This window comes from Actinoplanes sp. ATCC 53533 (genome assembly GCF_003947245.1).
Map to the genome: position 1 here is coordinate 29,654 of NZ_QHHV01000123.1, position 26,797 is coordinate 56,450.

Consider the following 26,797-nt stretch of genomic DNA (forward strand, 5'->3'; position numbering starts at 1 on the left):
GTCGGTTACCGTCACTGAACTGAGTTCAATTAAGGCAGGAGGCCGTGATGCGCGATGTCGACCCCACGGCGCTCGGCGAGACCGAGGAGCAGGCGCAGCTCCGGGGCGTGCTGCGCGACTTCTTCGCCGCCACGTCCGGCCCGGACGACGTCCGCGAGCACATATCCGCCCCGCGCGGGTTCGACGAGGCGTTGTGGTCGCGGCTGGCCGGCGAGATCGGCGCCCAGGGCCTGGCGATCCCCGAGGAGTACGGCGGCTCCGGCTTCTCCTTCGCCGAGCTCGCGGTGGTCCTGGAGGAGGCCGGCCGGGTCCTGGCGTGCGGGCCGCTGCTGTCGACGGTGGTGCTCGCCGGCTACACCCTGCTGCTCAGCGACGACCGGGCGGCCTGCCACCGCTACCTGCCGGCCATCGCCGCGGGCAGCCGTACGGCGACCGTGGCCGGCTATGACGACCACAGTGACCTGACCGCCACCCGGGAGGCCGGCGGTTGGGTCGGCGACGGCCACGCCGACTTCGTCCTGGACGGTGCCGGCGCCGACGTGCTGCTGCTCGCGGCGCGGACCGGCGCCGGGACGGGCCTGTTCGCCTGCGAGGCCGGCGCGCCCGGCCTGACCCGGCGGGCTCGGCCGGTCCTGGACGGCACCCGGCCGCAGGCCCTGGTGACCCTGCGGCAGACCCCGTTGACCCCGATCGCCGCGCGCGACGCCACCGCGGTGGTGGCGCGGGTCCTCGACATCGGCCGGGCCGCGCTCGCCGCCGAGCAGGTCGGCGGCAGCGCCCACGCGCTCGACGCCACGGTCGCGTACGTGGCGCAGCGCCACCAGTTCGGCCGGCCGATCGGCTCGTTCCAGGCGGTCAAGCACCGGCTGGCCGACCTGCTGGTGGAGATCGAGGCGGCCCGGTCGGCGGCGGCCCACGCGGCGGCCTGCGTCACCGGTACGCCCAACAAAGTCGCCAGGCCGCCGGACGCAGTCGCCGGTACGCCCAACAAAGTCGCCGGGCTGCCGGACGCAGTCGCCGGTTCGCCCAACGAAGTCGCCGGGCTGCCGGGCGAACTCGCCGTGGCGGCCGGCGTGGCGCAGGTGGTCTGCTCCGAAACCTATCGGCGGGCCGCGGCGGAATACGTCCAGTTGCACGGCGGCATCGGCTTCACCTGGGAGCACCCCGCACACCTGTACCTGCGCCGGGCGCGCTCGGCGGAGGTGCTGTTCGGCACGCCCGACGAGCACCGGGCGCGGCTCGGTGAATTGCTCGGCTTGACCAGCTGACAGAGGAGGAATTTTCGTGACCGTGACCGACGAGATCCAGTTCGAGCGCGACGGCAACGTTGCCCGGGTGTGGCTCAACCGCCCGTGGAAGAAGAACTGCGTCACCCTGCCCATCCTCAAGCGGCTCGACGAGATCATCACCGAGGTCGACGCCGACCCCGAGCTGCGCGTCCTGGTGCTGCGTGGCCGGGGCGGCACGTTCTGCTCCGGCTTCGACCTGGACGAGTTGCAGGCCGACTACATCGGCAGCAGCACGGCCATGGACGTCGCCGTCGTCTCGGCCAAGGTCTGCGACCGGCTGTACTCGATGGCCACCCCGTCGGTCGCCGTGCTGGAGGGGTATGTCACCGCGGGCGGCTTCGAGCTGATGATCTCCTGCGACTTCGCCATCGCGGACGACGACGCGAAGATCGGTGACTTCCACATCCGCCGCGCCCTGTTCGGCGGCGCCGGCCCGATCTACCGCGTCCCGCGCATGATCGGCATCCGCAAGACCAAGGAGCTGATGCTCACCGGCAAGCTGCTGTCCGGGGTGGAGGCCACCGACTTTGGCCTGATCAACTCCTCGGCGCCGGCCGCGGAGCTGGACGCGACGGTGGAGGAGTTCATCAGCCACCTGACCGACAAGAGCCCGTTCCAGATGCGGATCACCAAGATGACCATCGATCGGAGCCTGGAGGCGGACATCCAGTCGCTGATGGTGATGGAGCACCTCGCGGTCGGCGTGACGCTCAATTCCGAGGACGCCGCGGAGGGCGTCGCGTCGTTCCTGGAGAAGCGCGAGCCCAAGTGGAAGGGTCGCTGACCGATGGTGGCGCTGGTCGGTGCGCGGTGCGCGGGGTGCGCGGTGACGGTCTATCCGGCGGACGGGGCCTGCCCGCGCTGCGGTCGGGGCACGTCACCGGTCACGCTGTCCACTGTGGGCACGCTGTGGACGTGGACGGTGCAGCGGTACGCCCCCAAGTCGCCGCCGTACGTCCCGCCGCCGGAGGGGTTCCGGCCGTTCGCGGTGGGCTACGTGGAGTTGCCGGAGCGGATCCGGGTCGCCGCCGTCCTCGATGCGGCCGACCTGCCCGCGATCCGGATCGGCGCGCCGGTCCGGATCGAGGCCACCGGCGGGGTGCCGCGGGCAACGCCGATCGGGGAGGCGTGATGGGCGACGTGCTGATCGTCGGCGCCGGCATCTCCCGGTTCGGCCGCACCGAGCACACGACCGGGCGCGAGCATGCCGGCTACGCGGTGCGCTCGGCGCTGGCCGATGCGGGCATCCCGTGGTCGCGGGTCGGCGCGGCGTTCGGTGGCAGCGACGCCGCGGGCCTGGCCGACACGCTCGTGGCGGAGCTGGGCCTCACCGGCGTGCCGTTCGTCAACGTCAAGAACGGCTGTGCCACCGGCGGCAGCGCGCTGGTGTCCGCGGTCAACGCCATCCGCGCCGGCATGGCCGACGTCGTGCTCGCGGTCGGGTTCGACAAGCATCCGCGGGGCGCCTTCGACCCGCTGCCGGCGGACTGGGGCCTGGCCGAGGCGTACGGCCGGGACGGGCTCATGGTCACCACCCAGTTCTTCGGCATGAAGATCCAGCGCTACATGCACGACCACGGGATCAGCGCCCGCACCCTCGCGCTGGTGGCGGAGAAGGCGTACCGCAACGGCAGCCGCAATCCGCAGGCGTGGCGGCGCACGCCGGTCAGCGCGGCCGAGATTCTCGCCTCCGGGCTGGTCAGCGACCCGCTGACCCGGTACATGTTCTGCTCACCGGGCGAGGGCGCGGCGGCCGTAGTGCTCTGCTCGCCCGAGGCGGCCCGCGCGCTGCGGGGCGTACCGGTGACCCTGCGCGCGGCCGTCGTGCGGTCCCGGCGGTTCGGCTCCTTCGAGGTGTTCAGCCCGTGGGTCGCCGCCGGCGAGCTGACCAGCGTGAGCCGGGACGCCGCGGCGGCGGCCTTCGAGGCGGCCGGGGTCGCCCCGGCCGACGTCGACGTCTGCCAGCTGCAGGACACCGAGAGCGGCGCCGAGGTCATGCACCTGGCCGAGTGCGGGTTCTGCGCGGACGGCGAGCAGGAGAAGCTGATCGCGGACGGCGCCACCGAGATCGGCGGCGCGCTGCCGGTCAACACCGACGGCGGCTGCATCGCGAACGGCGAGCCGATCGGCGCCTCCGGCCTGCGCCAGGTCTACGAGGTGGTGCAGCAACTCCGCGGCCACGCGACCGGCCGCCAGGTCCCCGGCGGGCCGCGGGTCGGCTTCACCCACGTGTACGGCGCACCCGGCGTGAGCGCCTGCGCCGTGCTGTCCCGCTGAAGGAGCGACCCCGGTGAAGAGTGACATGGAAGCTGAGGAGTTCCGGGCGAAGGCCCGCGCCTGGCTGGCCACGGTCGCCCGGGCCCGGCCGGCCGACGACGGCTGGGGGACCGGCGACGATTCGGTCGCGGTCTTCGAGAACTGGACCGAGCAGCAGGAGCGCGAGCACACCGAACGGATCCGGGAGTGGGAACGGGTCCGGTTCGATCACGGCTGGGGCGCCCTGGGCTGGGCGCCGGAGTTCGGCGGGCGCGACCTGCCGGCGTACTACGAGCAGCTCTACCGGGCCGAGGAGGCGGCCTTTGACGTGCCGCGGCGCACCGAGATCTTCCCGGTCACCCAGCAGCTCGTCGCGCCGGCCGTACGGATCTGGGGCACGCCGGAGCAGCGGAAGCGCTGGATCCCGGCGATGCTGCGCACCGACCTGCTGGCCTGCCAGCTCTTCTCGGAGACCGAGGCGGGCTCGGACCTCGCGGCCGTGCGCACCCGGGCGGTCCGCGACGGCGACCGCTGGGTCCTCAACGGACACAAGGTGTGGACGTCCGGGGCGCGGGTGGCCTCCTGGGGAGTCGCCGTCTGCCGCACCGATCCGGCGGTGCGCAAGCACGCCGGCATCACGGTGTTCCTGGTGCCGATGGACGCGCCCGGGGTCAGCGTGCGGCCGATCCGGCAGCTGACCGGCGGCGCCAGCTTCAACGAGGTCTACCTGGACGACGTGGTCGTGCCCGACGCCGACCGGCTCGGACCGGTCGGCGAGGGCTGGCGGGTCACCCTCACCGTGCTGGCCGCCGAGCGGCTGGACAGCGGCTCCCTCGGACTGGCCAACGCCGACCGCGCGCTCGCGCTCGCCCGGCACCTGCCCCGCCCGCTCACCGGGGGCGAGGTGGACGCGGCGGCCGACCTGTTCGTGCGGGCGCTGGTGCAGCGGCTGATCGGGCTGCGGGTCACCGCGGCGCTGGTCGCCGGCCGAGAGCCGGGCGCCGAGGCGTCGGTGGGCAAGCTCTACGCCACGGAGACCATGCGCCGCACCGGCGACCTGGTGGTGCGGCTGCTCGGCCCGCGGGTCGTGGCCGACACCGGGGAATGGGGGACCTTCGCCTGGACCGAGCATCTGCTGGGCGCGCCCGGCTACCGGATCGCCGGCGGCACCGACGAGATCCAGCGGAACATCCTCGCCGAACGGGTGCTCGGCCTGCCCCGGGAGCCGTCCCGGTGACGGCATCGCTGGCCGGGCGGGTGCACGCCGCGTTCCCGGGGCAGCCGGTGGGGCCGCTGCGGACGTTGGCGGGAGGGCACTCCGGGCTGACCTACACGGTCGCCGTGGGGGAGCGCCGGTTCGTGATCAAGGCGGTGCCACCCGCGGAGCGGCCGGTGGGGCGCAACGACATGCTGCGCCAGGCCCGGGTGCTGAACGCGCTGGCCGGCTCGCCGGTGCCGGTGCCCGGGGTGGTGCTGGTCGACGAGGCTCCGCCGGCCTGGTTCGCGATGGAGTTCGTCGACGGCGCGGCGGTGGAGCCGGTGCTGGACGAGCACGACGTGCCCGGCGCGCTGGCCGCGGCGCGCATGATGGGCGCCGCCCGGGTGCTGCGCCGGCTGCACGACCTCGACGTGGCCACCCTCGCGCTGGACGCCCCGGCGCCCCGGGACGCGAGCGCCGAATTGGCGCAGTGGAGCCGCACGATGCGCGCGGTGCCCGACGAGCTGCGGCCGGGGTCCGAGCGATTGCTGCGCCGGCTGGCCGATGCCGTGCCGGCCGGCCTCCCGCCCGTGCTCGTGCACGGCGACTTCCGGCTGGGCAACATGCTCTGCCGCGGCGAGCAGGCGGTTGCGCTCGTGGACTGGGAGATCTGGAGCGTCGGCGACCCGCGTACGGATCTCGGCTGGTTCCTGCTCTTCGCCGACCACCGCAATTTCCCGGCGCTGGGCCGCCCGGTCGCCGGCCTGCCGGCCGAGCCGGACCTGCTGGCCGGCTACCTGGACGGCGCCGCGGCCCTGCCCGCGTTCGCCTGGTTCGGCGCGCTCTGCCGGATGAAGATGGCCGCCGTCATGGGCCACAACCTGCGCCGCCACCGCGAGGGCCGGATCCACGACCCGGACCAGGAACGGCTGCCGCCCACCATCGCCGCGATGATCCGCAGCGCCGCCGAGCTACTGGAGTGAGGACGACCGTGGACTTCCAATTCACCCCGCGCGCAGCTGAGTTGCAGGACCGGATGCGGTCCTTCATGGCGCAGCACGTCTACCCCAGCGAGCCGGTGTACGACCGGCAACTCGCCGAGGCGGCCGACCCGCACGCGCTGCCCCCGGTGATGCGCGAGCTGAAGGAGAAGGCTCGCGCGGAAGGGCTGTGGAACCTGTTCATGTCACACGGCGACTGGGGCGCCGGACTGTCCAATCTGGAATACGCGCCGCTGGCGGAGATCGCCGGCCGCTCCATCATCGGCCCCGAGGTGTTCAACTGCTCGGCCCCGGACACCGGCAACATGGAACTGCTCGCCCTCTTCGGCACGCCGGAGCAGCGGGACCGGTGGCTGGGCCCGCTGCTGGAGGCGCGGATCCGGTCCTGCTTCGCGATGACCGAACCCGACGTGGCCAGCTCCGACCCGCGCAACCTGCGGACCCGGATCACCCGGGACGGCGACGAGTACGTGGTCGACGGCCGCAAGTGGTACACGTCCGGCATCCTCGACCCGGACTGCGCGCTGATCATCCTGATGGGGGTGAGCGATCCGGCCGCGCCGGCCTACCGGCGGCAGAGCATGCTGCTGATCCCGCGCGACACCCCCGGCATCACGGTGCTGCGGGACCTGCCGGTGTTCGGTTACACCGACCGGCTCGGCCACGGCGAGGTGCTCTTCACCGGCGTCCGGGTGCCGGTCGGCAACCTGCTCGGCGGCGAGGGGGAGGGTTTCGCGCTGGCCCAGGGCCGGCTCGGGCCGGGCAGGATGCACTACGCCATGCGCGCGGTGGGCTTCGCCGAACGGGCGCTGGAGATGATGTGCCGGCGGGTGCTGGCCCGGGAGGCGTTCGGCGGCCCGCTGGCCGAGCAGGGCGTGGTCCGCGAGTGGATCGCCCGCAGCCGGATCGAGATCGAGCAACTCCGGCTGCTGGTGTTCAAGTCGGCGTGGCTGATGGACACCGTGGGCAACGCCGCGGCCCGGATGGAGGTGGCCGCCATCAAGGTGGCCGCGCTGGAGGTGGCCCACCGGGTCGTCGACCGCGCGGTGCAGGCGTACGGGGCGGCGGGGGTCAGCGACGACACCGTGCTGGCCCGGCTGTTCGCGATCACCCGGGCGCTGCGCATCGCCGACGGGCCCGACGAGGTCCACCTGCGCACCGTCGCGCGCCGCGAACTGGCCAGATACACCGAGGGAGCGACGGCGTGAACGTTCTGGACGGCCGGGTAGCGGTGATCACCGGCGGCTCCCGCGGCATCGGCCTGGCCATCGCGCGGGCCTACCGCGCCGCCGGTGCGCACGTGACCATCGCCGCCCGCAAGGCCGACGGGCTGGCTGCCGCCCGCGCCGAGCTCATGACGACCCCGGCCGCCGGCGGCGTGCACACGGTGGTCGCCAACGCGGGCGAGCCGGAGCAGGCGCAGCGCTGCGTGGACGAGACGATGGAACGGTTCGGGCGGGTCGACATCCTGGTCAACAACGCCGCCACCAACCCGTACCATGGCGCCCTGATCGATTTGGACCTGCCGCGGGCGGAGAAGACGGTTCGGGTCAACCAGTACGGCATGATCGCCTGGACCCGGTGCGCGTGGCAGGCGTCGATGGCCGAGCACGGCGGCGCCATCGTCAACATCGCCTCGGTCGGCGGGCTGATCGTCGACCCGCACATCGGCTACTACAACGCGACCAAGGCCGCCATGCTCCATCTGACCCGTCAGCTCGCGTACGAGCTGGGGCCGAAGGCCCGGGTCAACGCGATCGCGCCCGGCCTGATCAAGACGGAACTGGCCCGCGCGGTCTGGGAGGTCCGCGAGCCGATCCTGACCGCCAAGCTGCCGCTGCGCCGGCTCGGCACGCCCGAGGACGTCGCGAACGCGGCCGTGTTCCTGGCCTCGGACGCGTCCTCCTGGATGACCGGCCAGACCCTGGTCCTCGACGGCGGCGCGCTCGCCCTGCCGATCGGCGTGGACTCGTGAGTGCCGAGCTGTTCTCGCTGGGCGGGCGCACCGCGGTGGTCACCGGTGCCTCGTCGGGGCTCGGCGCGCGCTTCGCGGCCGTGCTCGCCGGCGCGGGCGCGACCGTCTTCGCCGCGGCCCGGCGGGTGGAGCGGCTGGCCGAGGTGGCCGCCGGCGACCCGCGGATCCACCCGGTCGCCTGCGACGTGAGCCGCGAGGAGGACCGCAGCCGGCTGGTCGAGACGGTGCTGGCGGCCACCGGCCGCTTCGACGTGCTGGTGAACAACGCCGGCACGTCCGGCGCCCCGCGCGCGGCCGACGAGTCCTCCCACGACTTCGCCGAGGTGCTCGCCGTGAACCTGGTGGCGCCGTTCCACCTGGCCCGGCTCATGGCCGCCGCGGGCGGGCCGGAGACCGGCCGCTGCATCGTGAACGTCGCCTCGATCCTCGGCCTGGTGTCGGCCGCGCCGATGGGTGGTGCCGGCTACGCCGCCTCCAAGGCGGGCCTGCTCGGCCTGACCCGGGAACTCGCCGGGCAGTGGGGGCGCGCCGGCGTCCGGGTGAACGCGCTGGCCCCCGGCTGGTTCCGCTCCGAGATGACCGAGGCGTTGTTCGCGGACACCCGGTCCAGCGAGTGGGTCGAGCGGAACACCATGCTGCGCCGGGGCGGCGAGGGCGGCGAACTGGACGGCGCGCTGCTGTTCCTCGCCTCGGACGCCTCGTCGTATTGCACCGGGCAGGTCCTGGTGGTCGACGGCGGCTGGACCGCGCGATGACCGAACCGGTTTCCGTCGAGGTGCGCGCCGGGGTCGCGCGCGTGCTGCTGTGCCGCCCGGAGCGGGGCAACGCGATCGACCTGGCAACGGCCCGTGGGCTGCTGGCCGCCGCGATCCGGTGCCGGCGCGGGGGCGTACGGGCCGTGGTGCTCAGCGGCGCGGGCCGGTCCTTCTGCGTCGGCGGCGACCTGCGCGAGTTCTCCGCGCTGAGCGGCGACGCGCTGGCCGGGCACCTGCGCGCGGTGACCGACGCCCTGCACGGGGCGTTGCGCGGCTTCGCCGAGTTGGACGCCCCGATGGTCGCCGCCGTGCAGGGCGCGGTCGCGGGCGCCGGGGTCGGGCTGGCCGCCGCGGCCGACCTGACCATCGCGGCGGCGGACGCCACGTTCGTGCTCGCCTACACCGGCATCGGCTACTCGCCGGACGCCGGGGTGACCTGGTCCCTGCCCCGGCTCATCGGCCCGCGGCGCGCCCTGGACCTGCTGCTGACCAACCGGCGGGTCGACGCCCGGGAAGCCGTCGCGATCGGGCTGGTGAGCCGGGTCGTCGAGGCCGAGCGGCTCGCCGATGAGGTGGATCGGCTCGCCGCCGGGCTGGCGGCCGGCGCCACGGCGGCCTTCGGCAGCACCCGGCGGCTCGTCGCGGCCGGCCTGTCGGCGGAGCGCGACCGGCATCTCGACCACGAGGCGGAGGCGCTGGCCGCCGCCGCGGTCTCCGCCGAGGGCCGCGAGGGCGTGGCCGCCTTCCTGGACAAGCGACCGGCGCGGTTCCATCCTGAGTGACTGGAGACAAGCACATGGCGGAAGCCTTCATCGTCGACGCCGTCCGGACCCCGGTGGGGCGCCGGGGCGGCGGACTCAGCGGCGTACACCCCGCGGACCTGGGCGGGCGGGTGATCACCGCGCTGCTCGACCGGAGCGGTGTCGACCCCGGCGAGGTGGACGACGTCTACTTCGGCTGCGTCGGCCAGATCGGCGCGCAGACCGGCAACATCGCCCGGACCTCCTGGCTGAGCGCCGGGCTGCCGCAGCACGTGCCGGGCACCACCATCGACCGGCAGTGCGGCTCGTCGCAGCAGGCGGTGCACTTCGCGGCCCAGGCCGTCATGTCCGGTACGGCCGACCTGATCGTCGCCGGGGGCGTGGAGGTGATGAGCCTGGTGCCGATCGCCAGCCCGATGACCGTCGGCGCCCGGGCGGGACTGGGCAGCCCGTACGACGGGACCGGCTGGCGCACCCACTTCGGCGACCAGGAGGTCTCGCAGTTCCGCGGCGCGGAGCTGATCGCCGAGAAGTGGGACGTGTCCCGGGCGGACATGGAGCGGTTCGCGCTGACCAGCCACCGGCGGGCGGCCGCCGCGGCGGCGGACGGGTCGTTCGGCGACGAGATCGTGCCCGCGTTCGGGCTGACGGCCGACGAGGGGCCCCGACCAGACACCTCGCTGGAGAAGATGGCGGGCCTCCGGACGCTGACCGAGGGCGGCCGGCTCACCGCGGCGGTGTCGAGCCAGATCTCCGACGGCGCCGCGGCGCTGCTGGTCGCCTCCGCCGACGCCGTACGCCGCTACCGCCTGGCGCCGCTCGCCCGGGTGCACGCGCTGGCGGTGGTCGGCTCGGACCCCGTCTTCATGCTCACCGGGCCGATCCCGGCGACCGAGAAGATCCTGCACCGGTCCGGCCTCGGCGTCGCGGACCTCGACCTGGTGGAGATCAACGAGGCGTTCGCGCCGGTGGTGCTGGCCTGGCAGCGGGAGACCGGCGCCGATCCGGAGCGGGTCAACGTGGCCGGCGGGGCGATCGCGCTGGGGCATCCGCTGGGCGCGTCCGGCGCCCGGCTGATGACGACCCTGGTGCACCGGCTGCGCCGGACCGGGGGCCGCTACGGCCTGCAGACCATGTGCGAGGGCGGCGGCATGGCCAATGCCACCATCATCGAGCGGCTATGACCGGCAAGTGGAACCGAGTTCAACTCGCCTTTATGCTTCAGGTGCTGAGACGGATTCAGGTGCTGAGACGGACGACTCTGGGGGCATAGATGCCTGTTGCGCGGATGGTGGAGCCGGGGCAGGGGCCCCGCTCCAAGCGTGCCGCGATCCTGTCGGCGGCGATCAAGAGCTTCGGCAAGACCGGGTACGACGCCACCAAGTGGTCGACGGTGGCGGACCAGGTCGGCATCGGCCAGCCCGCCCTCTACCACTACTTCGAGTCGAAGGCGCACTGCCTGCTCACCATCATGCGGATGGAGCTGGAGCGGTCGCACGAGATGTTCGTCAAGGCGACCGCCGGCGAGCCGGAGCCGATGGCCGCGCTGCGGGCCGCGGTGCGCGCGGCGTACGAGGTCTCGGCGCACGACGTGCTGCGCATGCGGATCCTGGAGAACAACTTCGACCTACTGGCCGTCAAGCGCCAGTCCGAGCGCGAGGAGGCCGAGCGCGCGGCGGCCCGTGAGCTCGTGCACCAGATCGAGCTCTCGTGGACCGAGCTGCTGCAGCGGGGGATGGACGACGGCGTGTTCGCCCGCCGCGACGCCCGCACGCTCGCGCTGTCCCTGCTGGGCATGATCGTCAGCGTCTGGCGCTGGTACCGGCCGCGCGGCGCGACCCCGCTGGCCGAGATCCGGGAGCTGATCGAGGACGCTTGCGTCCGGATCGTCGGGCCGTAGTCGTTGCGCGGCCGTGCCGGCGGGGTTACTGTCCCAGTAACTGAACTGAACTCAGTTACGGGAGCGTCCGATGGTGCTGCGTGAGTACATGGCCTGCATGGATAGTGCCGACCCGGACAAGGCCCTGGACTGGGTCGAGCCCGACTTCAGGTTCCTGATCGCGCTGCCGGGCGGCGAGGTCACCGGCCGGTCCCGGGCGGACTTCGCCGCCTACATCGCCGGCCGCAACGCCACCGAACGGGAGCACCGGATCCTGCGCGCGGCGGTCGACCGGGACCTGGAGACGGTCTACGGCCTGGTCACCGAGGCCGGCCGGCCGGTGGGCGCCTTCCACAGCGCGGCGCGGATCTCGGCCGCCGGCAAGATGGCCCGGTACCAATCGCTCTTCAGCACCACCTTCGACCTGTTCGACGGGGCGGTCACGTGCGACAGGTAGCAGCCGAGTTCCGGCGGCGGGCCGAGCAGTCCGACTCCGTAGCCGTGATCGACGACTCCGGCCCGCACCCGGCGCGGGACCTGCTCCGGCACGCGCGGGACCTCGCCGGCCCGCTCTCCGGCACGGTGCTGCTGCAGGCCGACAACTCCTGGCGTACGGTCGCGGCCTCGCTCGCGGTCGGCCTGAGCGGGGGAACCCTGGCGGTCGTCAACCGGCACACCACCGCGGCCGAGTTCGCGGCCGCCTTCGAGGACATCCAGCCCGACGTGGTGGTGGCCGAGCCCGGCGCGATGGCGGAGTGGACGGTGCCGGCCCTGCTGCCCGGCAGCGACGAACGGGCGCTCGACGGCTGGCTGGCCCGGTCGGCACCCGGCCGCCGGGACGCCGCTCGCTGGGGCGGCGGCTGCCTGATCGGGCTGACCTCCGGCTCGACGGGCCGGGCCAAGGGAGTGGTGCAATCCGAGCAAGCCCTCCGGTACGCGGCGGCGCAGACCATCACGATCAACGGGCTGCGGCCGGGCGACCCGATCGCCGCGATCGTCCCGCTGTCCTCCACCGCGGCCTACTGCTTCGGCGTCTACCAGGCGCTGCTGCTGGGTGGCCCGCTCGTGCTGTGGGACAGGTGGGACCCGGCGGCGACGCTGCCCCGGATGGCGCAGGCGGGAGTGCGCTGGACCATGTGCGTGCCGACGATGGCGCTCCAACTGGGCGCGGCGGCGGCCGGCTCCCGCGCGCTGAGCGGCGTCCGGTCGATCACCGTGGGCGGCGGGCCGATGGACGCGGGCGCCCTGGGCCGGGCGGAGGAGTCGCTGGGCACCCGGATCCTGCGGGTCTTCGGGATGTCGGAGTGCCTGGGCCACACCTCGCCCGCGCCCGACGACCCGCCGGAGCTCCGGCTCGGCCGCGACGGGCGCCCGTTCCCGGGCACGGAGTTGCGCGCCGTGGACCCCGGCGGGCAACCGGTCCGCCCTGGCGAGCTGGGCCGCGGCGAGGTGCGCGGGCCGTCGCTCTTCCTGGGGTACGCGCGCGGCGGCAAACTGGAGCCGCCCGAGCTCACCGCCGACGGCTTCCTGCCGACGGGCGACCTGCTGATCGCCGACCCCGACGGCACGGTCACGATCATGGGCCGGGAGAAGGACGTCATCATCCGCGGCGGCCGCAACATCGACATCACCGAGGTCGAGCGGGCGATCGCGAGCCATCCACGGGTCGCGCAGGTGTGCGTGGCCCCGGTGCCCGACGAGGTGCTCGGCGAACGGGCGGCGGCGCTGGTCGTCGCCGTCGACGGCGGCCCGGTCCGGCTCGACGAGGTCACCGGCCACCTGCACGGCGTCGGCCTGTCCAAGGCCAAATGGCCGGAGTTCGTGTTCGCCGTGGCGGAGCTGCCGCAGACCGCGGTCGGCAAGCTGTCCCGGGCCGGCGCCCGCGACCTCGCCCGCGAGTTGCACACCCGGCGCCCGGCCGCCGAGGGCCCGGCGTGACAGGCGTTCGGGCCGACGCGGTCCGCGAGGGGCGGCAGGAGGTGGCACAGCCGTGACGGAACGAGCGGGCCGCGGGCGCTGGGCCGAGGCGGGCCCCGAGACCGTCCGTCCCGGCGTGCACCGGGTCCCGCTGCCCCTGCCGGACGACGGGCTCCGCGCGGTCAACGTCTACCTGCTGGAGGACGGCGACGGCATCGTCATGATCGACGGCGGTTGGGCGCTGCCGGAATCCCGCCGGGTGCTGGAGGACGCGCTGGCCACCCTCGGCCACGACCTCGCCGCTATCACCCAGATCCTGGTCACCCACATCCACCGCGACCACTACACGCAGGCCATCGCGCTGCGCCGGCTGCTGGGCGCACGGGTGCTGCTCGGCGCCGGCGAGCGGCCCGGCCTGGAGATGCTGCGCGAGATCCGCACCCGGGCCCCGGTCATGTCGCTGGACATCCTGGCCCGCGCCGGCGCGCACGACCTGGCCGACCGGATCCGCAAGCGGTTCGCCGCCGCGGACTTCGACGACCGGGACTGGGAACTGCCCGACGAATGGCTGGGCGGCGGTGTCCGGCACCTCGAGCGGCGGTCGCTGCGGGTGGTGCCCACGCCGGGCCACACCCGCGGCCACGTCGTCTACCTGGACGAGGAGAACGGGCTCCTGTTCGCCGGGGACCACGTGCTGCCGCACATCACCCCGTCGATCGGCTTCGAGCTGGCCGAGCCGGGCCTGCCGCTGGCAGACTACCTGCGCTCGCTGCACCTGATGACGACATTCGCCGACACCCGGCTGCTGCCGGCGCACGGCCCGGTGGCGGGCAGCACCCACACCCGGGTGGGCGAGCTGCTGGCGCACCACGACCGGCGGCTGGCGGACACGCTGCGGGCGCTCGGCGCCGGCGACCGCGCGGCATACGAGGTGGCCCGCCGGCTGGCCTGGACCCGGCGCGAGATCCCGTTCACCGACCTGGACGACTTCAACCAGATGCTGGCGGTGAACGAAACGGTGGCCCACCTGGACGTGCTGGTAGCACGCGGCCAGGCCGTAACCACCCCGGCCAACGGAACCGACCGCTTCACCCCCACCGAGCCGAAAGCGCGGCCGGTGACCGCCGTCCCGGCCCCCTGAGCGCCCCGCCGATGCCGGAGCACGGCCCGGCTCCGCCAATCTCCGGTGATCCCCGCTGCCCTATGGAGAACCCTCGCCCGCGAGCATGCCGGGACCGTCGTCGGCCAGCTGGCCCACCGCTCGGCCAGCCCCGGACGAGGCGAACGGGACACTGCCATGCCGGGATCCACCGATCGGCGTGCCGGCGGTCGAGGTCGGCGACAACCTGCACGTTCATGCCGCACACCCGGTGCTCGCCGGAGAACAGGTCGGTGCGATCACGCCGCTCACCGGGAATCAGCGCCGTGAGTTGGTGCTGTTCAACGACGTGTGGGTCACCGACTCCACCCCCGTCGAGTGCGGCCGATCCCGGCCCACGGCCAAACGCTCCGAACTGGCCGGCTGGGCCAGTTACGGCTACTGCTCCTCGCACTCACGCTGGTTCTGGGGCCCGCGCCTGCATCTGATCCGCACACCGTCGGGTCCGCCGATCGCCCGGTCACTGGCCACCGCGAAGACCGACGACCGGCAGCTCCCGACCGCGGCCCTGGAGCAAGACGCCGGCCTGCTCGCCGCCCGGCCGGGACAGCCGATCATCGCGGACAGGGGCTACGCCTCCGCCGAACGTCTCCGCCGAACGCGACCGTTGGCTGTCCGAACGTGGTGCCCGGCTGCTGCGGCCGTCCTACCGCAACCGGACTCCACACCCTGGCGAGCACCTGCTCAAACCTGTCCGGCACCCGATCGAGTCGGTCAACGACACGCTGAAAGGCCAACTCGACCTCGAAGTGCACGGCGGCCGCAGCATCGAGGGCGTCGGCGTCCGTGTCGCCCAACGCCACCTCGCCATGACCGCCGCGACATGGCACAACCGCACCACCGGTCAGCCCTCGACCAGGTCACTGATCGCGTACGACCGCTGAACTCAGTTAGGACTTGCTCGTCTAGTGGTTTAACAGGCTTTGCTCTGCTTCCCTATAGGAAACGTCAGCCGGAGAGGCCACGTTCTGCTACTCGGCGACGGATGCCGGATGCCGGATGCCGGGTGTCGGGTGTCGGGTGTCGACCGAGAGGCGTTTCCGATGGGAATCGGCCGAGAGAGGCGTTTCCGATGGGGAAGCAGAGCAAAGGCGGCAGAAGGTGGACTCTGCTGCTGGGCGGCGAGCGCTGACGGCGACGCCCCCGCTACGCACGGTGGTGATCGGTGATGCGGGATGCCTGGCGGTGTTCCGAAACTGAGGTCTGGCGCCGGACGAGGCCGTGGGCCAGGAGCCGCAGTAGCCAAGCGACTCGGCGGAACTGCTTCCCGCCGCGAGGCACGCCAGCTCCATCCCGGACGGGCGCCGCCGCTGCGATCTTGATGACCTACGGTGAGGAGCGCAGGACAGTGAGGAGCACGCCGCAGATCTCCAAGGTCTGAGCATCGGCCCGGAATCGCCTGCCGATGCGACGTGCGCCGAGCGGGACGTCCACGAGCCGGATGTTCCGCTGCGCCCGGAAAGTGCCGTTACGTGCTGAACCTTTGTGCGGGCCTCTCGCGCTGGGGCCAGGGCTCAGGCTCTTGGCTCTGCCGGATGCCGGGTAGCTGTCCGGGCCGCCGTCAGGCCGAAGACGAGGGCTGCGGCCAGGCCGCCCGCGTACGCGTTGTGGTAGAGGCCGCCCGTGTCGGCGCCCGCCGCTAGTAGGCCCGGCACCATGCCGCCGGCTTGGGCGCGGACTCGGGCGTCCGGGTCGATCAGGAGGCCGCCGAGGGTGAAGGTGATGGCCGGTGCCGCCTCCAGTACGTAGAAGGGTGGCTCGGTTTGGGGTCGGGGGTCGTTGCGGCGATCCGGCACTGCTGCGCTGGACCGTGCCGCGTTCAGGTCTTCGATCGTTGCTCGGATCTTCGGGCCCGGGTAGCCCCACTCCGGTGGCATGTCGTCCAGCTCGTCCAGGCTGTGCGCGACCGCGCAGCGTGCCCCGCGCCGGCTGGCCAGCGCGAACTTGTCCAGGCCGGGGAAACCCTCGACGTAGGACTGGGTGATTCGGTCCCGGTAGGTGGCCGCGTCGGCGATCAGCAGGCCGCGTGCCTCCGGCTGGGCCACCAGGGCGATCGTGGTGAGGTGGTCGCCGACCGTCTCGTCGATGAAGCGTTCGCCGTCCAGGTTGAAGAGCAGGGCGTGCTCGCTGTAATACAGTGCCAGGTCCGTGTAGAGCGACGGGTCGCTGAGCGGGACCCCGGCGGGGATCAGGTGGCCGTAGAAGCCCGCTCCTTCGGTGCCGAACGCCGCGCCCGCCGCCCGGCCCAGCCGCAGGCCGTCGCCCGCGCTCCATGGATTGCCGCGCAGTTGCAGGTCGCGGGCCTGCGGGTGGATCAAGTCCGCCCGTAGGCCCGGGTCGGCCTGGTAGCCGCCGCTAGCCAGCAGGGTCCAGCCCGCGGTGATGTCGTGGGTGGCGCCGTCCGGCAGGCGCAGCTCGGCGCCGGTGACCGCGTCGCCGGATAGCTTGAGCGTGGCCGTGCTGGTCCGGGTCAGCATCAGGCCGCCGCGATCCTTGATCCGTTGCTCGCAGCGCCCGAGGTAGTGGCCGGTGTCGAACTGGTGGCCCCGGCCGAAGCGCAGCACCGGGACCGCGGGGCGGCAGTCGACGCCGAGCGAGCGGATCCAGTCGATGCCGCCGGGGAAGCCGTCGATCAGTCGCGCGCCCAGCGCCGGGTCGCCACCGGGATTGACCTCGCGGAGCACCTCGTAGCTGGGCGCGGTCCAGGCGAACCCGGCATAGATCGCCGAGCCGCCCACGTGGTCGCCCTTCTCCACCACCAGCACCCGGGCTCCGGCGGAGGCGGCTGCAGCTGCCGCGGTCAGCCCGGCCATCCCCGCGCCGATCACCAGTAGGTCAACCGTCGCGGGCAGATCCTGCGCTGTCATGCGCGGCTCCTTCGGATCGCCGCCGGGAGGCCGGCGGCCGGAGTGGACGTGGGTGTTGTCATGGTCGGCTTCCTCGCGGGGTCAACGTGTCGAGTCCCGCTCGCAGCAGGGCCGGGACGGCCGTGCCGACTGTGTCGAAGCCCGTGCCCACGGTTTGGCCCGCCAGGTGCCGGGCGTGGATGCCCTCCGCGATGACGGCCAGCTTCAGATAGCCGAGTGCCTGATAGAAGCCAAGTGTCGAGGCGTCCCGGCTGGACCGCTCGGCGTAGCGCTTGGCGAGCTGGGGGCCGGTCGGGAAGCCGGCGTTGGCCGTCGGGGCGTGCCGCACCCCGAGCACCGGTGCACAGACCGGATCCCAGTAGACGAGCGTCAGGCCCAGGTCGGCGAGGGGGTCGCCGAGGGTGGCCATCTCCCAGTCTACGATCGCCAGGATCGTGCCGGGATCGTCGTGGGCCAGGATGACGTTGTCCAGCCGGTAGTCGCCGTGCACGATCGACGCGCCGCTCTCCGGCGGGGTCGCCCGGACCAGCAGGCGGTGCAACTCGGCCAGCTCGGGCAGGTCCCGGGTGGTGACCCGGGCCCACTGGTCGTGCCAGCGCCGTACCTGTCGTTCCAGGTAGCCGGCCGGCCGGCCGAAGTCGCCGAGCCCGATCTGGCCGGGGTCGACCGCGTGCAGCCGGGCCAGCTCGTCGACCAGCGCCTCGGCGCAGCGCCGGGCATCGTCTGCCGACAGTCCGGCGGCCTCGGCGCCGTCGCGCAGCACCCGGCCGTCCACGTAGGACATGATGCTGAACGGGGCGCCGATGACGCCCGGATCCGCGCAGTAGGAAACGGCCCGGGCCACCGGGATGCCGCTGGCGCCCAGCGCCGCCACCACGTGGTGTTCGCGGCCCATGTCGTGCGCGGTCGGTGTCAGCGGGCCCAGCGGCGGGCGGCGCAGCACCCAGCGGCTGTGCCCGTCCGTGACCCGGTATGTGAGATTGGAGCGACCGCCCGCGATGAGGTCCAGCCGCAGCGGTCCCCGGCACTCCGCGACCTGCTCCTCGAAGTATTGCCGCAGGGCGGGCATGTCGACGCTCACGTGGCCGCACGTTCCTGGGACGCGCGCACCGCGCGCCGGGCGATCGCCCAGCGGTGCGTCTCCGACGGCCCGTCATAGATGCGGAACGGCCGCACCTCGCGCAGCAGCCGGGACAGCGGCAGGTCCGCGGAGACGCCGAGGGCGCCGCACACCTGCACCGCCCGGTCCACCACTCGATTGACCGCCTCGGACACGAACGTCTTCGCGATGGATGTGTGCTGCGCCCCCGGCCGGCCCTGGTCGAGCTCCCAGCAGGCGCGCCACAGCAGCGCCCGGCCGGCCTCGATGTCGATCTCCGAGTCGGCCAGCATCTGCTGCACCATGCCCAACTCGGCGAGCGGCCGGCCGAACGCGGCGCGGTGGGCGGCGCGGTCCAGGGCGATGTCCCGGGCCCGGCGGGCGGCGCCCAGCCAGCGCATGCAGTGCGTCAGCCGGGCCGGCCCGAGCCGGACCTGGGCGTAGCCGAAGCCCTGGTCCACCTCGCCCAGGACCTGGTCGTCGGCGACCTCGCAGCCCTCGAACGCCAGCTCGCTGTGCCCGCCGAACAGGCCCTCGTCCAGGGTCTCGAGGTTTCTGACGAGCTTCAGGCCCGGGGTGCCCGCGTCGACGAGGAACATGGTCGCGCCGCCGGCGTCGCCGGGCGCGCCGCTCGTCCGGGCCATGCAGATCGTGAAGGCGGCGCCGTCGGCGCCGCTGATGAACCACTTGCGGCCGTCGATCCGCCAGCCGCCCGGGATCCGGGTCGCGGTGGTGGCCAGGGCGCGGGGGTCCGAGCCCGCCCCGGGGGCCGGTTCGGTCATCGCGAAGCAGGACCGGGTCTCGCCGGCGGCGAGCGGGCGCAGGTACCGCTCCTGTTGTGCCCCGGTCGCCACCGCCTCGAGCAGGTGCATGTTGCCCTCGTCCGGCGCGGCGCAGTTCAGCGCGAGCGGGCCGAGCAGCGAGTAGCCCGCCTCCTCGAAGACGACCGCCTGCCCGCGCAGGTCGAGCCCGAGACCGCCCCACCGCCGGGCCGCGTGCGGTGCGAACAGCCCGGCGTCGCGAGCGGCCCGCTGGAGGCGGAGCCGGAGCGGCTCCGGGGCGTCGTGCACCGACCCGCCGCAGGAACGCTCCTCGGGGATCACCACGTCCCGGACGAACTCCGCCGTGCGCCGGGCGAGGCCGGCGACCTCCGCGCTGACGTCGAAGCTGATGGCCACGGGGCGGCTCCTCAGAGTTTGTCGAAGATGTCGGAGCCGGCCACGACCGTCGCGACCAGGACGCCGGCGGCGGTCACCAGCGTCATGACCAGGGCGATCGCCGCCACCAGCGGGTACGACCCGTTGCCCCAGTAGTCGAAGAGCACGGTGCCCATGACCTGCGTGGTGGGCGAGCGGACCAGCAGCGACGCGGTGAACTCGTGGGTCAGCAGCACGAACATCAGGGCCGCGGCGCCCGCGATGGTGGGCCGCAACAACGGCAGCATGATCTCGGCGGTGGTGCGCAGCGGCCCGGCGCCGCTGGTCCGGGACGCTTCCGTGTACGCGTCACCGAGCGACACCATGCCGGACAGCTGCATCCGGGTGGTGAACGGCAGCATCAGTGTCACGTAGACGAGCACGATCACCTCGCGGGTGCCGTACAGCATGAAGGGCTCGCGGCTGTAGGTGAGCAGGAAGCCGGCGCCGAACACGACCGCGGGGATGCCGAGAGGCATCGCCACGATGAAGTCGACCGCCGCCCGGATCACCGGAAAGCGGCGGCCCTTGAGCAGCAGCGTCGCCGCGACGAAGCCCACCGGGAGCGCGATCGCGACGGAGATGACCGAGATGGTGAGGCTGTTGACGATCGCGTCGGTGATCCCGGACTCGGTGAACACCTTCCGGAAGTTGTCCAGCGTGAAGCCGCCGACGTCGATCGACCCGCTCCAGAACGGTGAGAGCGACACGATCGCGAGCGCGCCCAGCGGCAACGCCAGGGCCACCAGGCTGTACAGGACGATGCCCGCGACCGCGAGCCGCGACGGCCGGCCGGGCGTGCGGAACGCCTTGCCGCCGTGCGTGACGAACCGGCTGTGGTCGCCGAGGATGACCTTCTGGAAGATGACGACGGCGAGGCCGAACAGCAGCAGCGGCGAGCCGATCGCGGCGGCCCGGCCGTAGTCGATCGGGCTCTGCGACACGGCGACGTACATGTCCGTGGTCAGCACGTTGATGCCGCCGGTCCGGCCCAGCAGCAGGGGACCGGTGAACTGGCCCAGGCCCAGCAGCAGGGCGACGAAGCCGCCGTAGACCAGGGTCGGGCGCAGCAGCGGCAGCGTGACCCGGAAGAACACGCCGACCGACGAGGATCCGCTCACCTGCGCCGCCTCGATCAACTCGGAGTTGATGTTGGCGAAGCCGGAGCTGACGAAGAGGTAGACGAACGCGGTCAGCCCGAAGCCGGTGATGACCACGATCCATGGCAGCGAGTAGACGTCGACCGGGCCCTCGTCGAGGTGGTTCCACCAGGGCAGGTGGCGCAGCAGCGCGTTCAGGTAGCCGGGCCGGGGCGAGAAGAGGAAGGCCCAGCCGGTCACCGCCGCCACCGCGGGCACCACGATGGGCAGGATCGGCAGCGCGCGCAGCAGCCGCAGCCGCGGCGGCAGCCGGGTCGCCGCCCAGGCCAGCAGCGTGCCGAGGACCAGCGCGATGGCCAGCGAACCCAGCGCCAGGCCGACGGTGGTGCGCAGCGTCTCGGCCATCTCCGGGCGGTCGAAGGCGGACGCGTAGCCGCGCGCGCCGTCCTCGAACGCCAGCCGCTGCAGGCCCACCAGCGGCGCGATGACCAGATAGCCGATCACCGCGAGGAAGGACAGTGCGCCGAGCCGGGACAGCAGGCGGCGGGCGGTGGTCAGCGGGGCAGCCGCGGTGGGCAGGGCGGGTGCGACCATGGCGTCACGCTCCCACGGTCGCGGCCGAGTGCCCGGCGATGCGTTCGTCGCCGCTGCCGAAGTAGATCGCCGACCGTTCCGGGAACCAGGCGGTGACCGGCTCGCCGCGCTTCAGGTGCCGGACCCACGGCGTCGCGGCCAGCGGCGCCTTCGCCTGCACCTGGTGTCCGTCGACCGTGACCACCACATCCATGTGCCGCCCGCCGAACTGCGCGTCCACGACCAGCGCCGGCAGGCTGACGCTGCCCGCCGGCACCGGGTCGCCCTGGGCGAGTCGCAGGTCGTCCGGGCGCAGCCGGACGGTGACCTCGGTGTGCTCGCGGGGCACCGGCAGGTCGCCGGTGATCTGCTGGTCGCCGGCCGTCCAGCCGCCGCCGTGCCGGCGCAGCGCGATTCGGTTGGACATGCCGATGAACCCGGCGACGTACTCGGTGGCGGGCTCCTCGAACACCCGCTGCGGCGTGTCGAGCTGTTCGATCCGGCCGGCCTTCATGATCGCCAGCCGGTCGCCGAGCGCCAGCGCCTCGCTCTGATCGTGGGTGACGAACACGGCGGTGAAGTTCAGCCGCCCGTGCAGCTCGTGCAGGTGGGCCCGGACCTGGTCGCGCAGCCGCGCGTCGAGGTTGCTCAGCGGCTCGTCGAAGAGCACCAGGTCGGGCCGGGCGACGATGCCGCGGGCCAGGGCGACGCGCTGCTGCTGGCCGCCGCTGAGCTGCGCCGGGTAGCGGTCGAGCAGGTCGCCGCAGTCGACCAGCGCGGCCGTCTCCTCGATCCACCCCCGGGACTGCTCGCGGCCCACCCGGCGAGCTCGCAACGGGTACCCGATGTTGCGGCGCACGGTCATGTGCGGCCACAGCGCGTAGGACTGGAAGACCATCCCGATCCGCCGCTTGTTCGGCGGTTGATTGACCTTGCCGGCGTCGAGCACGGTCTGCCCGCCCAGCGAGATGCGTCCCGCGTCGGGCGTCTCCAGGCCGGCCAGGCTGCGCAGGGTGGTGGTCTTGCCGCAGCCGCTCGGGCCGAGCAGCACGACGAACTCGCCCGACTCGATCTCCAGCGTCAGGTCGTCCACCGCCACGGTCGGCGGCTTGCCGGCGAATCGCTTGGTCAGACCCTCTATCCGCACGTGCGACATGGGCAATCCTTAACCTTGGAAGACTCGGGTGGGTGGGCGCCCGCGGCCGCGGGCGCCCACCCTGACCTGCGGGCCCTACTGGAACAGCGACTTCCACTTCTTCTGGTACGCGGTCACGACATCCGGCGTGAGCTTCGCCGGATCCTGGACCCGCACCTTGTCGTTGGTGATCAGCGTGCCCGGGATGTCGGGCAGCACCGAGCCGGCGGACGGGGTGATCAGCTCCTGCCCCTTGGCGGTCACCATGAAGTCGGCGAAGAGCTGGGCGGCGTTGGGGTGCGGGCCGGTCTTCAACACCATGCCGTAGTACCGGGCGCCCCACGCTCCGGACGGCGGCATCTTGTAGTCGATCGGCGCGCCCTTGGCCTTCGCCGGGTCGAGGGCGATCGGCGCCACGAAGCTGCCGGCCGCGATCTCCCCGGACGCGAGCGCCTCACCCATCGGCAGCGAGCTGGGATAGATGCGCGGCTTCTGGGCGGCCAGTTTCGTCACGTAGTCGGGACCGTACGTCTCCTCCAGCCACAGGTAGAAGTCGACGAGCGAGGCCGCGGTCGGCTCGACTACGCCGATCTTCCCGCCGCCGAGCGCCGGGTCGAGCAGGTCGGGGTAGTCGGTCAGCCCCTTGGGGTAGAGCTTGGTGTTCCAGCCGAAGGTGAGCACGGCGGCGTTGGTCTCGAAGTAGGTGCCGTCATGGACGTACTTGGCGACGTCGTATTTGCCCTTGCCGGTCAGCTCGGGCCCGGTCGGTGCGAGGAACCTCCCGGCCTTGGCCTGGGTCTGCACCCACGGCAGGCTCGCGCTGACGTACAGGTCGGCGATGCCCTTGCCGGTCTGGAACTCGGTCTCCACCTTCACACCCAGGTCGCCGTCGACGCCGCGGACCGGCTCGACGTCGATGCCCGGGTATTGCTTCTCGAAGGCGGCGGCCAGGTTGTTCAGGGCGTCGAGGCCCTGGGCCGAGTAGACGGTGACCTTGGCTTCCTTCTTGGCCGCGGCGACCAGCGCGTCGATGCCGGCGTCCGCCGACACGAGGTTCTGCGAGCTGTCATCGTTGCCGCCGCCGCAGCCGGCGACCATCAGGGTGGTTATCAACAGCAGGACGAGGGGCAAGCCCCCGCGCCGTCGCGGATGTGCTCCCATACTCGGCTCCCTATGTGAAACCGGCCCAGCCGCGCCCGGAGTTACTTGCCTGATCAGCGGCTGGCTGGCTAAGATTTCGTGGAAGTTACCAAACTGAACTCGGTTTCGGCAAGGCCTCGCGGCCAGGGCTTCGGGAGGGGTGGTGACGCGGGTGGAACTCGACGGCATGACGTTCGTGATTACCGGCGCGGCCCAGGGCATCGGGGCGGCGACGGCGCGGAAGGCGGCAAGCCGCGGCGCCCGCGTCGTCCTGGCCGACCTCGACGACGACGCGGGCGCGCGGACCGCCGCGGCCATCACCGCCGCCGGCGGCCAGGCCCGATACCAGCATTGCGACGTCACGGACGCCGGCCAGGTCCGGGAGCTGATGCGGGCGGCCGACGAGGCGTACGGCGGCATCGACGTCCTGCACAACAACGCCGGCATCCACGAGACGATGCTGGGCGTCCCGTTGTCGATCGAGGAGATGCCGCTCGACGCCTGGGACCGGGTGGTCGCGGTCAACCTGCGCGGGCCCTGGCTGTGCGCGAAGTTCGCGGTGCCGTACCTGAAGCGGAGCCGGCGCGGGCCGTCGATCATCAACGCCGGCTCCACCGGATCGTGGGTGGGCGGCATGTCCAGCCTGGCGTACGGCGCCAGCAAGGGCGGGGTGGCGCTGCTCACCAAGAACCTCGCCGTCGAGCTGGCCCCGTACGGCATCCGGGTCAACTGCTACTGCCCGAGCGCGACCGAGACCCGGATGGTCGAGGACTACCTGGCCGCCGGGGACGACCGGGAGGCGCGGGTGCGTACCCTCACCCGTACCCAGCTCGTGTCGCGCATCGGGCAGCCGGACGACATCGCCAATCTGGTCTGCTTCCTGGCCGGCGCCGAGTCGGCGTACGTCAACGGCGTGGTCTGGCTGATCGACGGCGGCTCGCTCGCCTGGCGCGGCGTGGTCGACGCGCTGCCCGTGCAGAATGGAGTCGAATAGGTGGCCAAATCCAAGGTGGCCCAATCCAAGGTGGCCCAGTCCATGCTCGATACCGAGGCGGGACCGCGTTCCAAGCGCGCGGCGATCCTGTCGGCCGCCGTCGGCTGCTTCGGCGAGTTCGGCTACGAGGCGACGAAGTGGTCGACCGTGGCCCAGCGGGTGGGCATCGGGCAGACGGCCCTCTACCACTACTTCGAGTCCAAGGCGCACTGCCTGCTGACCATCATGCATTCCGAGTTGCACCGCTCCCACCAGCGTTTCCTGGAGGTGACCGAGGGGGTCGACCCGGCGGAAGGGCTGCGGGCGGCGGTGGCCGGCGCGTTCGACGTCACCGAGCGCGAGGTCCTGCAGATGCGCATCCTGCAGAACCACATCGACCTGCTGGAGATGCCGCGCGCCTCGACGCGCGAGGAGGAGGCGCGGCAGGCGGCCCGCGCCCTGGTGCACGACCTCGAGATGGCCTGGACCGGGCTGCTCGAACGGGGCATGGCGGCCGGTGTGTTCCCGAGGCGGGACCCGCACACCCTGGCCCAGGCCGTGCTCGGCCTGCTGGTCAGCGTGTGGCGCTGGTACCGCTGGGGCGGGCGGCTGGGCCTGGCGGAGGTCCGCGACTTCTACCTCGGCTGCGTCCGCCGCATGGTGGAGACTGGCTAGCGCCGCCCCCATCCCCTATATTGAATTCAGTTCAGTTGGATCGCTTGGGATGGGGAGCGTGACGTGGACACCACGACGGCACCGGCGCTGGTCCGGTGGTTCGAGATCATGGACAGCGAGGCCCCGGACGACATCCTCGGCCTGCTCGTCGACGACTTTCAGTTCTCCGTCGTCTTCGCGACGGGCAACGCGAACGCCAGCGACTTCTCCGGCGGCCGGGCCGCGATGGAGGGCTATCTGGCGCAACGGGAGCGGGGCACGCGGGTGCACCGGCTGCTGGCCGTCGGCGCCGACGGCGACACGGAATTCGCGCTCGGCGAGGTGATCCGCCACGGCGAGTGGGAGGCGAGCTTCGTCGCCTCCGCGCTGCTGGCCGGCGACGGCCGGTTGCGCCGGCTGATCATCGGCCGGTCGCCCGGGGTCGCGTTCCCGCCGGCGAAGGCGCGAGGGTGACCGCCGTGTACAGCCTCGTCGTGCTCGCGGCACGCCCGCCGGACTGGAGCCACGACCGGTTCATCGCCTGGTGGCGCGGCGAACACGCCGAGGTCACCCGGGCGCTGCCCGGGCTGCGGAGCTGGCGGCACCTCGCCGTCGACGCGGCGCTGGAGCCTCGATCCGAGGGCTGGGACGGGATGTCGGTGCTGAGCTTCGCCACCGCCGACGACCTCACCAGCGCCCTGGCGAGCCCGCAATGGGCCGCGGCGGTCGCTCACGTCGGCGCGATGCGGGGCCGGCGCATCGCGGTGATGGGCGAGGAGGCCGAGCTCTTCAGCGCCACGGCCGCGGAGTCGCAGCCGACGTAGGCGGCCGGCGGATTGGTGCGGCCTGCGCCGGGCCCGGATTTCCCCCCGGACACCGTCAGGCGCTGTGTCGCGCACCAGCACCTCGCCGGGGCCCGGCTCGGGCACGGCCACCTCGACCATCCGGAAGTCCGACGGTCGAACCCGCCCCGTGGATACGCCACCGGCCGAACCTCATGCCCAGCACGGCGTGGCCTCACTGCGCTGTCCAGCCGCCGTCGACGTAGAGCTCGCTGCCGGTCATGAAGGTGGAGTCGGCGCCGGCCAGGAAGGCGATCGCGCCCGCCACCTCGTCGGGCCGGCCGAGGCGGCGCATCGGCGTTCCCTCCAGCATGGCCCGCTCCCGCGGGGTGCCGCTGGTGCGCTCGAGCAGCGTGCCGCTCGCGATGAAGCCGGGATGGACCGAGTTGACGCGGACGCCGCGCTGCGCCCAGTGCAGGGCGGCGTTCTTGGTCATCACCCGGACGGCGCCCTTCGCGGCGTGGTACGAAAAGCTGGAACCGAAGCCGCCCACCGTGCCGAAGATGGAGCAGACGTTGACGATGGCACCGCCGCCGGCGGCCTCGATGGCCGGCCCGGTGTGCTTCATGCCGAGCCACACCCCGCGCTGGGTGACCGCCTCGACCTCGTTCCAGGTCTCCAGGGTCTCCGACTCGACCGTCGTGAAGCGACCGATCCCGGCGTTGTTGACCAGCACGTGGATGCCGCCCAGCGCGGCTGCGACCTCGGCCACGACCCGCCGCCACGCCTCCTCGTCGGAGACGTCCAGCACCCGCGGCTCCGCCACCGCGCCCAGCTCGCGGAGCTCCTCGGCGAGCGCGGCGCAGCGGTCCTCGTCCAGGTCGGTGACCACGACAGTGGCGCCCTCGGCGGCGAACCGGCGCGCGGTCGCCGCGCCGATGCCGCCGGTCGCGCCGGTGACCAGCGCGACCTTTCCGGTCAGTCGCATGGATCCTCCAGGGTCCGGCCCCGCCGCCTAAACTGAACTAAGTTTGGGTCGCCGGGCCGGCCCCGTCAAGGCCGGGCGTTCGATGCGGGTGACGCGGCGG

Annotated in this window: 26 protein-coding genes; 19 read left to right on the forward strand and 7 right to left on the reverse strand. The window is 72.9% G+C overall.

Features of this window, described 5'->3' with window-relative positions; genetic code table 11:
* Window positions 1-47: 47 nt before the first annotated feature.
* The 15 genes from DMB66_RS34880 (at window position 48) to DMB66_RS34950 (ending at window position 14,172) form a co-directional block, all read left to right on the forward strand.
* A complete protein-coding gene (locus DMB66_RS34880) occupies window positions 48-1,268 on the forward strand; it encodes an acyl-CoA dehydrogenase family protein (RefSeq protein WP_125808383.1) in 1,221 nt (406 codons plus the stop codon).
* A gap of 16 nt (window positions 1,269-1,284) precedes the next feature.
* The gene (locus DMB66_RS34885; protein ID WP_125808384.1) at window positions 1,285-2,073 is read left to right on the forward strand and encodes an enoyl-CoA hydratase/isomerase family protein; all 789 of its coding nucleotides are present in this window, start codon (window positions 1,285-1,287) and stop codon (window positions 2,071-2,073) included.
* 3 nt (window positions 2,074-2,076) lie between these two features.
* Complete coding sequence (locus tag DMB66_RS34890; protein ID WP_125808385.1) at window positions 2,077-2,421, forward strand: Zn-ribbon domain-containing OB-fold protein; 345 nt, start codon at window positions 2,077-2,079, stop codon at window positions 2,419-2,421.
* On the forward strand, window positions 2,421-3,566 hold the full coding sequence (locus DMB66_RS34895) for a thiolase family protein (protein ID WP_199752796.1): 1,146 nt from the start codon (window positions 2,421-2,423) through the stop codon (window positions 3,564-3,566). Before DMB66_RS34890 ends, DMB66_RS34895 begins: the two co-directional genes overlap by 1 nt.
* 13 nt (window positions 3,567-3,579) lie before the next feature.
* On the forward strand, window positions 3,580-4,782 hold the full coding sequence (locus DMB66_RS34900; protein ID WP_199752797.1) for an acyl-CoA dehydrogenase family protein: 1,203 nt from the start codon (window positions 3,580-3,582) through the stop codon (window positions 4,780-4,782).
* Window positions 4,779-5,726 carry a phosphotransferase family protein gene (locus tag DMB66_RS34905; RefSeq protein WP_125808387.1) on the forward strand — a complete coding sequence of 316 codons (948 nt, stop codon included), beginning with the start codon at window positions 4,779-4,781 and terminating at the stop codon, window positions 5,724-5,726. Before DMB66_RS34900 ends, DMB66_RS34905 begins: the two co-directional genes overlap by 4 nt.
* Before the next feature lie 8 nt (window positions 5,727-5,734).
* A complete protein-coding gene (locus DMB66_RS34910; protein WP_125808388.1) occupies window positions 5,735-6,952 on the forward strand; it encodes an acyl-CoA dehydrogenase family protein in 1,218 nt (405 codons plus the stop codon).
* Window positions 6,949-7,719 carry an SDR family oxidoreductase gene (locus DMB66_RS34915; protein WP_125808389.1) on the forward strand — a complete coding sequence of 257 codons (771 nt, stop codon included), beginning with the start codon at window positions 6,949-6,951 and terminating at the stop codon, window positions 7,717-7,719. Before DMB66_RS34910 ends, DMB66_RS34915 begins: the two co-directional genes overlap by 4 nt.
* Window positions 7,716-8,474: an SDR family NAD(P)-dependent oxidoreductase gene (locus tag DMB66_RS34920; RefSeq protein ID WP_233625056.1), complete on the forward strand. Its 759-nt coding sequence runs from the start codon at window positions 7,716-7,718 to the stop codon at window positions 8,472-8,474. Before DMB66_RS34915 ends, DMB66_RS34920 begins: the two co-directional genes overlap by 4 nt.
* Window positions 8,471-9,256 carry an enoyl-CoA hydratase/isomerase family protein gene (locus DMB66_RS34925; protein WP_125808390.1) on the forward strand — a complete coding sequence of 262 codons (786 nt, stop codon included), beginning with the start codon at window positions 8,471-8,473 and terminating at the stop codon, window positions 9,254-9,256. Before DMB66_RS34920 ends, DMB66_RS34925 begins: the two co-directional genes overlap by 4 nt.
* A gap of 14 nt (window positions 9,257-9,270) precedes the next feature.
* Entirely contained in the window at window positions 9,271-10,419 is a 1,149-nt protein-coding gene (locus tag DMB66_RS34930; RefSeq protein ID WP_125808391.1) for an acetyl-CoA C-acetyltransferase, read from the forward strand.
* A gap of 89 nt (window positions 10,420-10,508) precedes the next feature.
* A complete protein-coding gene (locus DMB66_RS34935) occupies window positions 10,509-11,135 on the forward strand; it encodes a TetR/AcrR family transcriptional regulator (RefSeq protein WP_125808392.1) in 627 nt (208 codons plus the stop codon).
* A gap of 70 nt (window positions 11,136-11,205) precedes the next feature.
* A complete protein-coding gene (locus DMB66_RS34940) occupies window positions 11,206-11,571 on the forward strand; it encodes a nuclear transport factor 2 family protein (protein ID WP_125808393.1) in 366 nt (121 codons plus the stop codon).
* Entirely contained in the window at window positions 11,559-13,052 is a 1,494-nt protein-coding gene (locus DMB66_RS34945) for a class I adenylate-forming enzyme family protein (RefSeq protein WP_125808394.1), read from the forward strand. The genes DMB66_RS34940 and DMB66_RS34945 overlap by 13 nt, the downstream gene beginning before the upstream one ends.
* Before the next feature lie 52 nt (window positions 13,053-13,104).
* Window positions 13,105-14,172: an MBL fold metallo-hydrolase gene (locus DMB66_RS34950; protein WP_125808395.1), complete on the forward strand. Its 1,068-nt coding sequence runs from the start codon at window positions 13,105-13,107 to the stop codon at window positions 14,170-14,172.
* 1,532 nt (window positions 14,173-15,704) lie between these two features.
* Here the strand turns inward: DMB66_RS34950 and DMB66_RS34960 are convergent.
* From DMB66_RS34960 to DMB66_RS34985, 6 genes are all read right to left on the reverse strand, one after another.
* Complete coding sequence (locus DMB66_RS34960; protein ID WP_125808396.1) at window positions 15,705-17,057, reverse strand: FAD-dependent oxidoreductase; 1,353 nt, start codon at window positions 17,055-17,057, stop codon at window positions 15,705-15,707.
* 58 nt (window positions 17,058-17,115) lie between these two features.
* Window positions 17,116-18,138 (reverse strand): phosphotransferase family protein, encoded by a 1,023-nt coding sequence (locus DMB66_RS34965; RefSeq protein ID WP_199752798.1) that lies wholly within the window; start codon window positions 18,136-18,138, stop codon window positions 17,116-17,118.
* A complete protein-coding gene (locus tag DMB66_RS34970) occupies window positions 18,135-19,334 on the reverse strand; it encodes an acyl-CoA dehydrogenase family protein (RefSeq protein ID WP_125808397.1) in 1,200 nt (399 codons plus the stop codon). Before DMB66_RS34970 ends, DMB66_RS34965 begins: the two co-directional genes overlap by 4 nt.
* A gap of 11 nt (window positions 19,335-19,345) precedes the next feature.
* Window positions 19,346-21,046 carry an iron ABC transporter permease gene (locus DMB66_RS34975; RefSeq protein WP_125808398.1) on the reverse strand — a complete coding sequence of 567 codons (1,701 nt, stop codon included), beginning with the start codon at window positions 21,044-21,046 and terminating at the stop codon, window positions 19,346-19,348.
* Window positions 21,047-21,050: 4 nt separating this feature from the next.
* Window positions 21,051-22,181, reverse strand: coding sequence for an ABC transporter ATP-binding protein (locus tag DMB66_RS34980; RefSeq protein ID WP_125808399.1), 1,131 nt, complete (start codon window positions 22,179-22,181; stop codon window positions 21,051-21,053).
* 75 nt (window positions 22,182-22,256) lie between these two features.
* Window positions 22,257-23,291 carry an extracellular solute-binding protein gene (locus DMB66_RS34985; protein ID WP_158647474.1) on the reverse strand — a complete coding sequence of 345 codons (1,035 nt, stop codon included), beginning with the start codon at window positions 23,289-23,291 and terminating at the stop codon, window positions 22,257-22,259.
* Between the two features lie 172 nt (window positions 23,292-23,463).
* Here DMB66_RS34985 and DMB66_RS34990 point away from each other — a divergent pair, with 172 nt between their 5' ends.
* From DMB66_RS34990 to DMB66_RS35005, 4 genes are all read left to right on the forward strand, one after another.
* Complete coding sequence (locus tag DMB66_RS34990) at window positions 23,464-24,294, forward strand: SDR family NAD(P)-dependent oxidoreductase (RefSeq protein WP_158647475.1); 831 nt, start codon at window positions 23,464-23,466, stop codon at window positions 24,292-24,294.
* Window positions 24,295-24,948: a TetR/AcrR family transcriptional regulator gene (locus tag DMB66_RS34995; RefSeq protein WP_199752799.1), complete on the forward strand. Its 654-nt coding sequence runs from the start codon at window positions 24,295-24,297 to the stop codon at window positions 24,946-24,948.
* Window positions 24,949-25,011: 63 nt separating this feature from the next.
* Window positions 25,012-25,401 carry a hypothetical protein gene (locus DMB66_RS35000; RefSeq protein ID WP_199752800.1) on the forward strand — a complete coding sequence of 130 codons (390 nt, stop codon included), beginning with the start codon at window positions 25,012-25,014 and terminating at the stop codon, window positions 25,399-25,401.
* Window positions 25,398-25,751 (forward strand): EthD family reductase, encoded by a 354-nt coding sequence (locus DMB66_RS35005; protein ID WP_199752801.1) that lies wholly within the window; start codon window positions 25,398-25,400, stop codon window positions 25,749-25,751. The genes DMB66_RS35000 and DMB66_RS35005 overlap by 4 nt, the downstream gene beginning before the upstream one ends.
* A 193-nt stretch (window positions 25,752-25,944) precedes the next feature.
* On the opposite strand, the gene DMB66_RS35010 is transcribed toward DMB66_RS35005, so the two are convergent.
* On the reverse strand, window positions 25,945-26,697 hold the full coding sequence (locus DMB66_RS35010; RefSeq protein WP_125808402.1) for an SDR family NAD(P)-dependent oxidoreductase: 753 nt from the start codon (window positions 26,695-26,697) through the stop codon (window positions 25,945-25,947).
* Window positions 26,698-26,797 lie beyond the last annotated feature (100 nt).

What these genes read in the sequence shown, in the direction of transcription:
- DMB66_RS34880 (WP_125808383.1), top strand. Translation starts at nt 48, where the DNA reads ATGCGCGATGTCGACCCCACGGCGCTCGGCGAGACCGAGGAGCAGGCG.
- DMB66_RS34890 (WP_125808385.1), top strand. Translation starts at nt 2,077, where the DNA reads ATGGTGGCGCTGGTCGGTGCGCGGTGCGCGGGGTGCGCGGTGACGGTC.
- DMB66_RS34895 (WP_199752796.1), top strand. Translation starts at nt 2,421, where the DNA reads ATGGGCGACGTGCTGATCGTCGGCGCCGGCATCTCCCGGTTCGGCCGC.
- DMB66_RS34925 (WP_125808390.1), top strand. Translation starts at nt 8,471, where the DNA reads ATGACCGAACCGGTTTCCGTCGAGGTGCGCGCCGGGGTCGCGCGCGTG.
- DMB66_RS34930 (WP_125808391.1), top strand. Translation starts at nt 9,271, where the DNA reads ATGGCGGAAGCCTTCATCGTCGACGCCGTCCGGACCCCGGTGGGGCGC.
- DMB66_RS34935 (WP_125808392.1), top strand. Translation starts at nt 10,509, where the DNA reads ATGCCTGTTGCGCGGATGGTGGAGCCGGGGCAGGGGCCCCGCTCCAAG.
- DMB66_RS34940 (WP_125808393.1), top strand. Translation starts at nt 11,206, where the DNA reads ATGGTGCTGCGTGAGTACATGGCCTGCATGGATAGTGCCGACCCGGAC.
- DMB66_RS34960 (WP_125808396.1), bottom strand. Translation starts at nt 17,057, where the DNA reads ATGACAGCGCAGGATCTGCCCGCGACGGTTGACCTACTGGTGATCGGC.
- DMB66_RS34975 (WP_125808398.1), bottom strand. Translation starts at nt 21,046, where the DNA reads ATGGTCGCACCCGCCCTGCCCACCGCGGCTGCCCCGCTGACCACCGCC.
- DMB66_RS34980 (WP_125808399.1), bottom strand. Translation starts at nt 22,181, where the DNA reads ATGTCGCACGTGCGGATAGAGGGTCTGACCAAGCGATTCGCCGGCAAG.
- DMB66_RS35010 (WP_125808402.1), bottom strand. Translation starts at nt 26,697, where the DNA reads ATGCGACTGACCGGAAAGGTCGCGCTGGTCACCGGCGCGACCGGCGGC.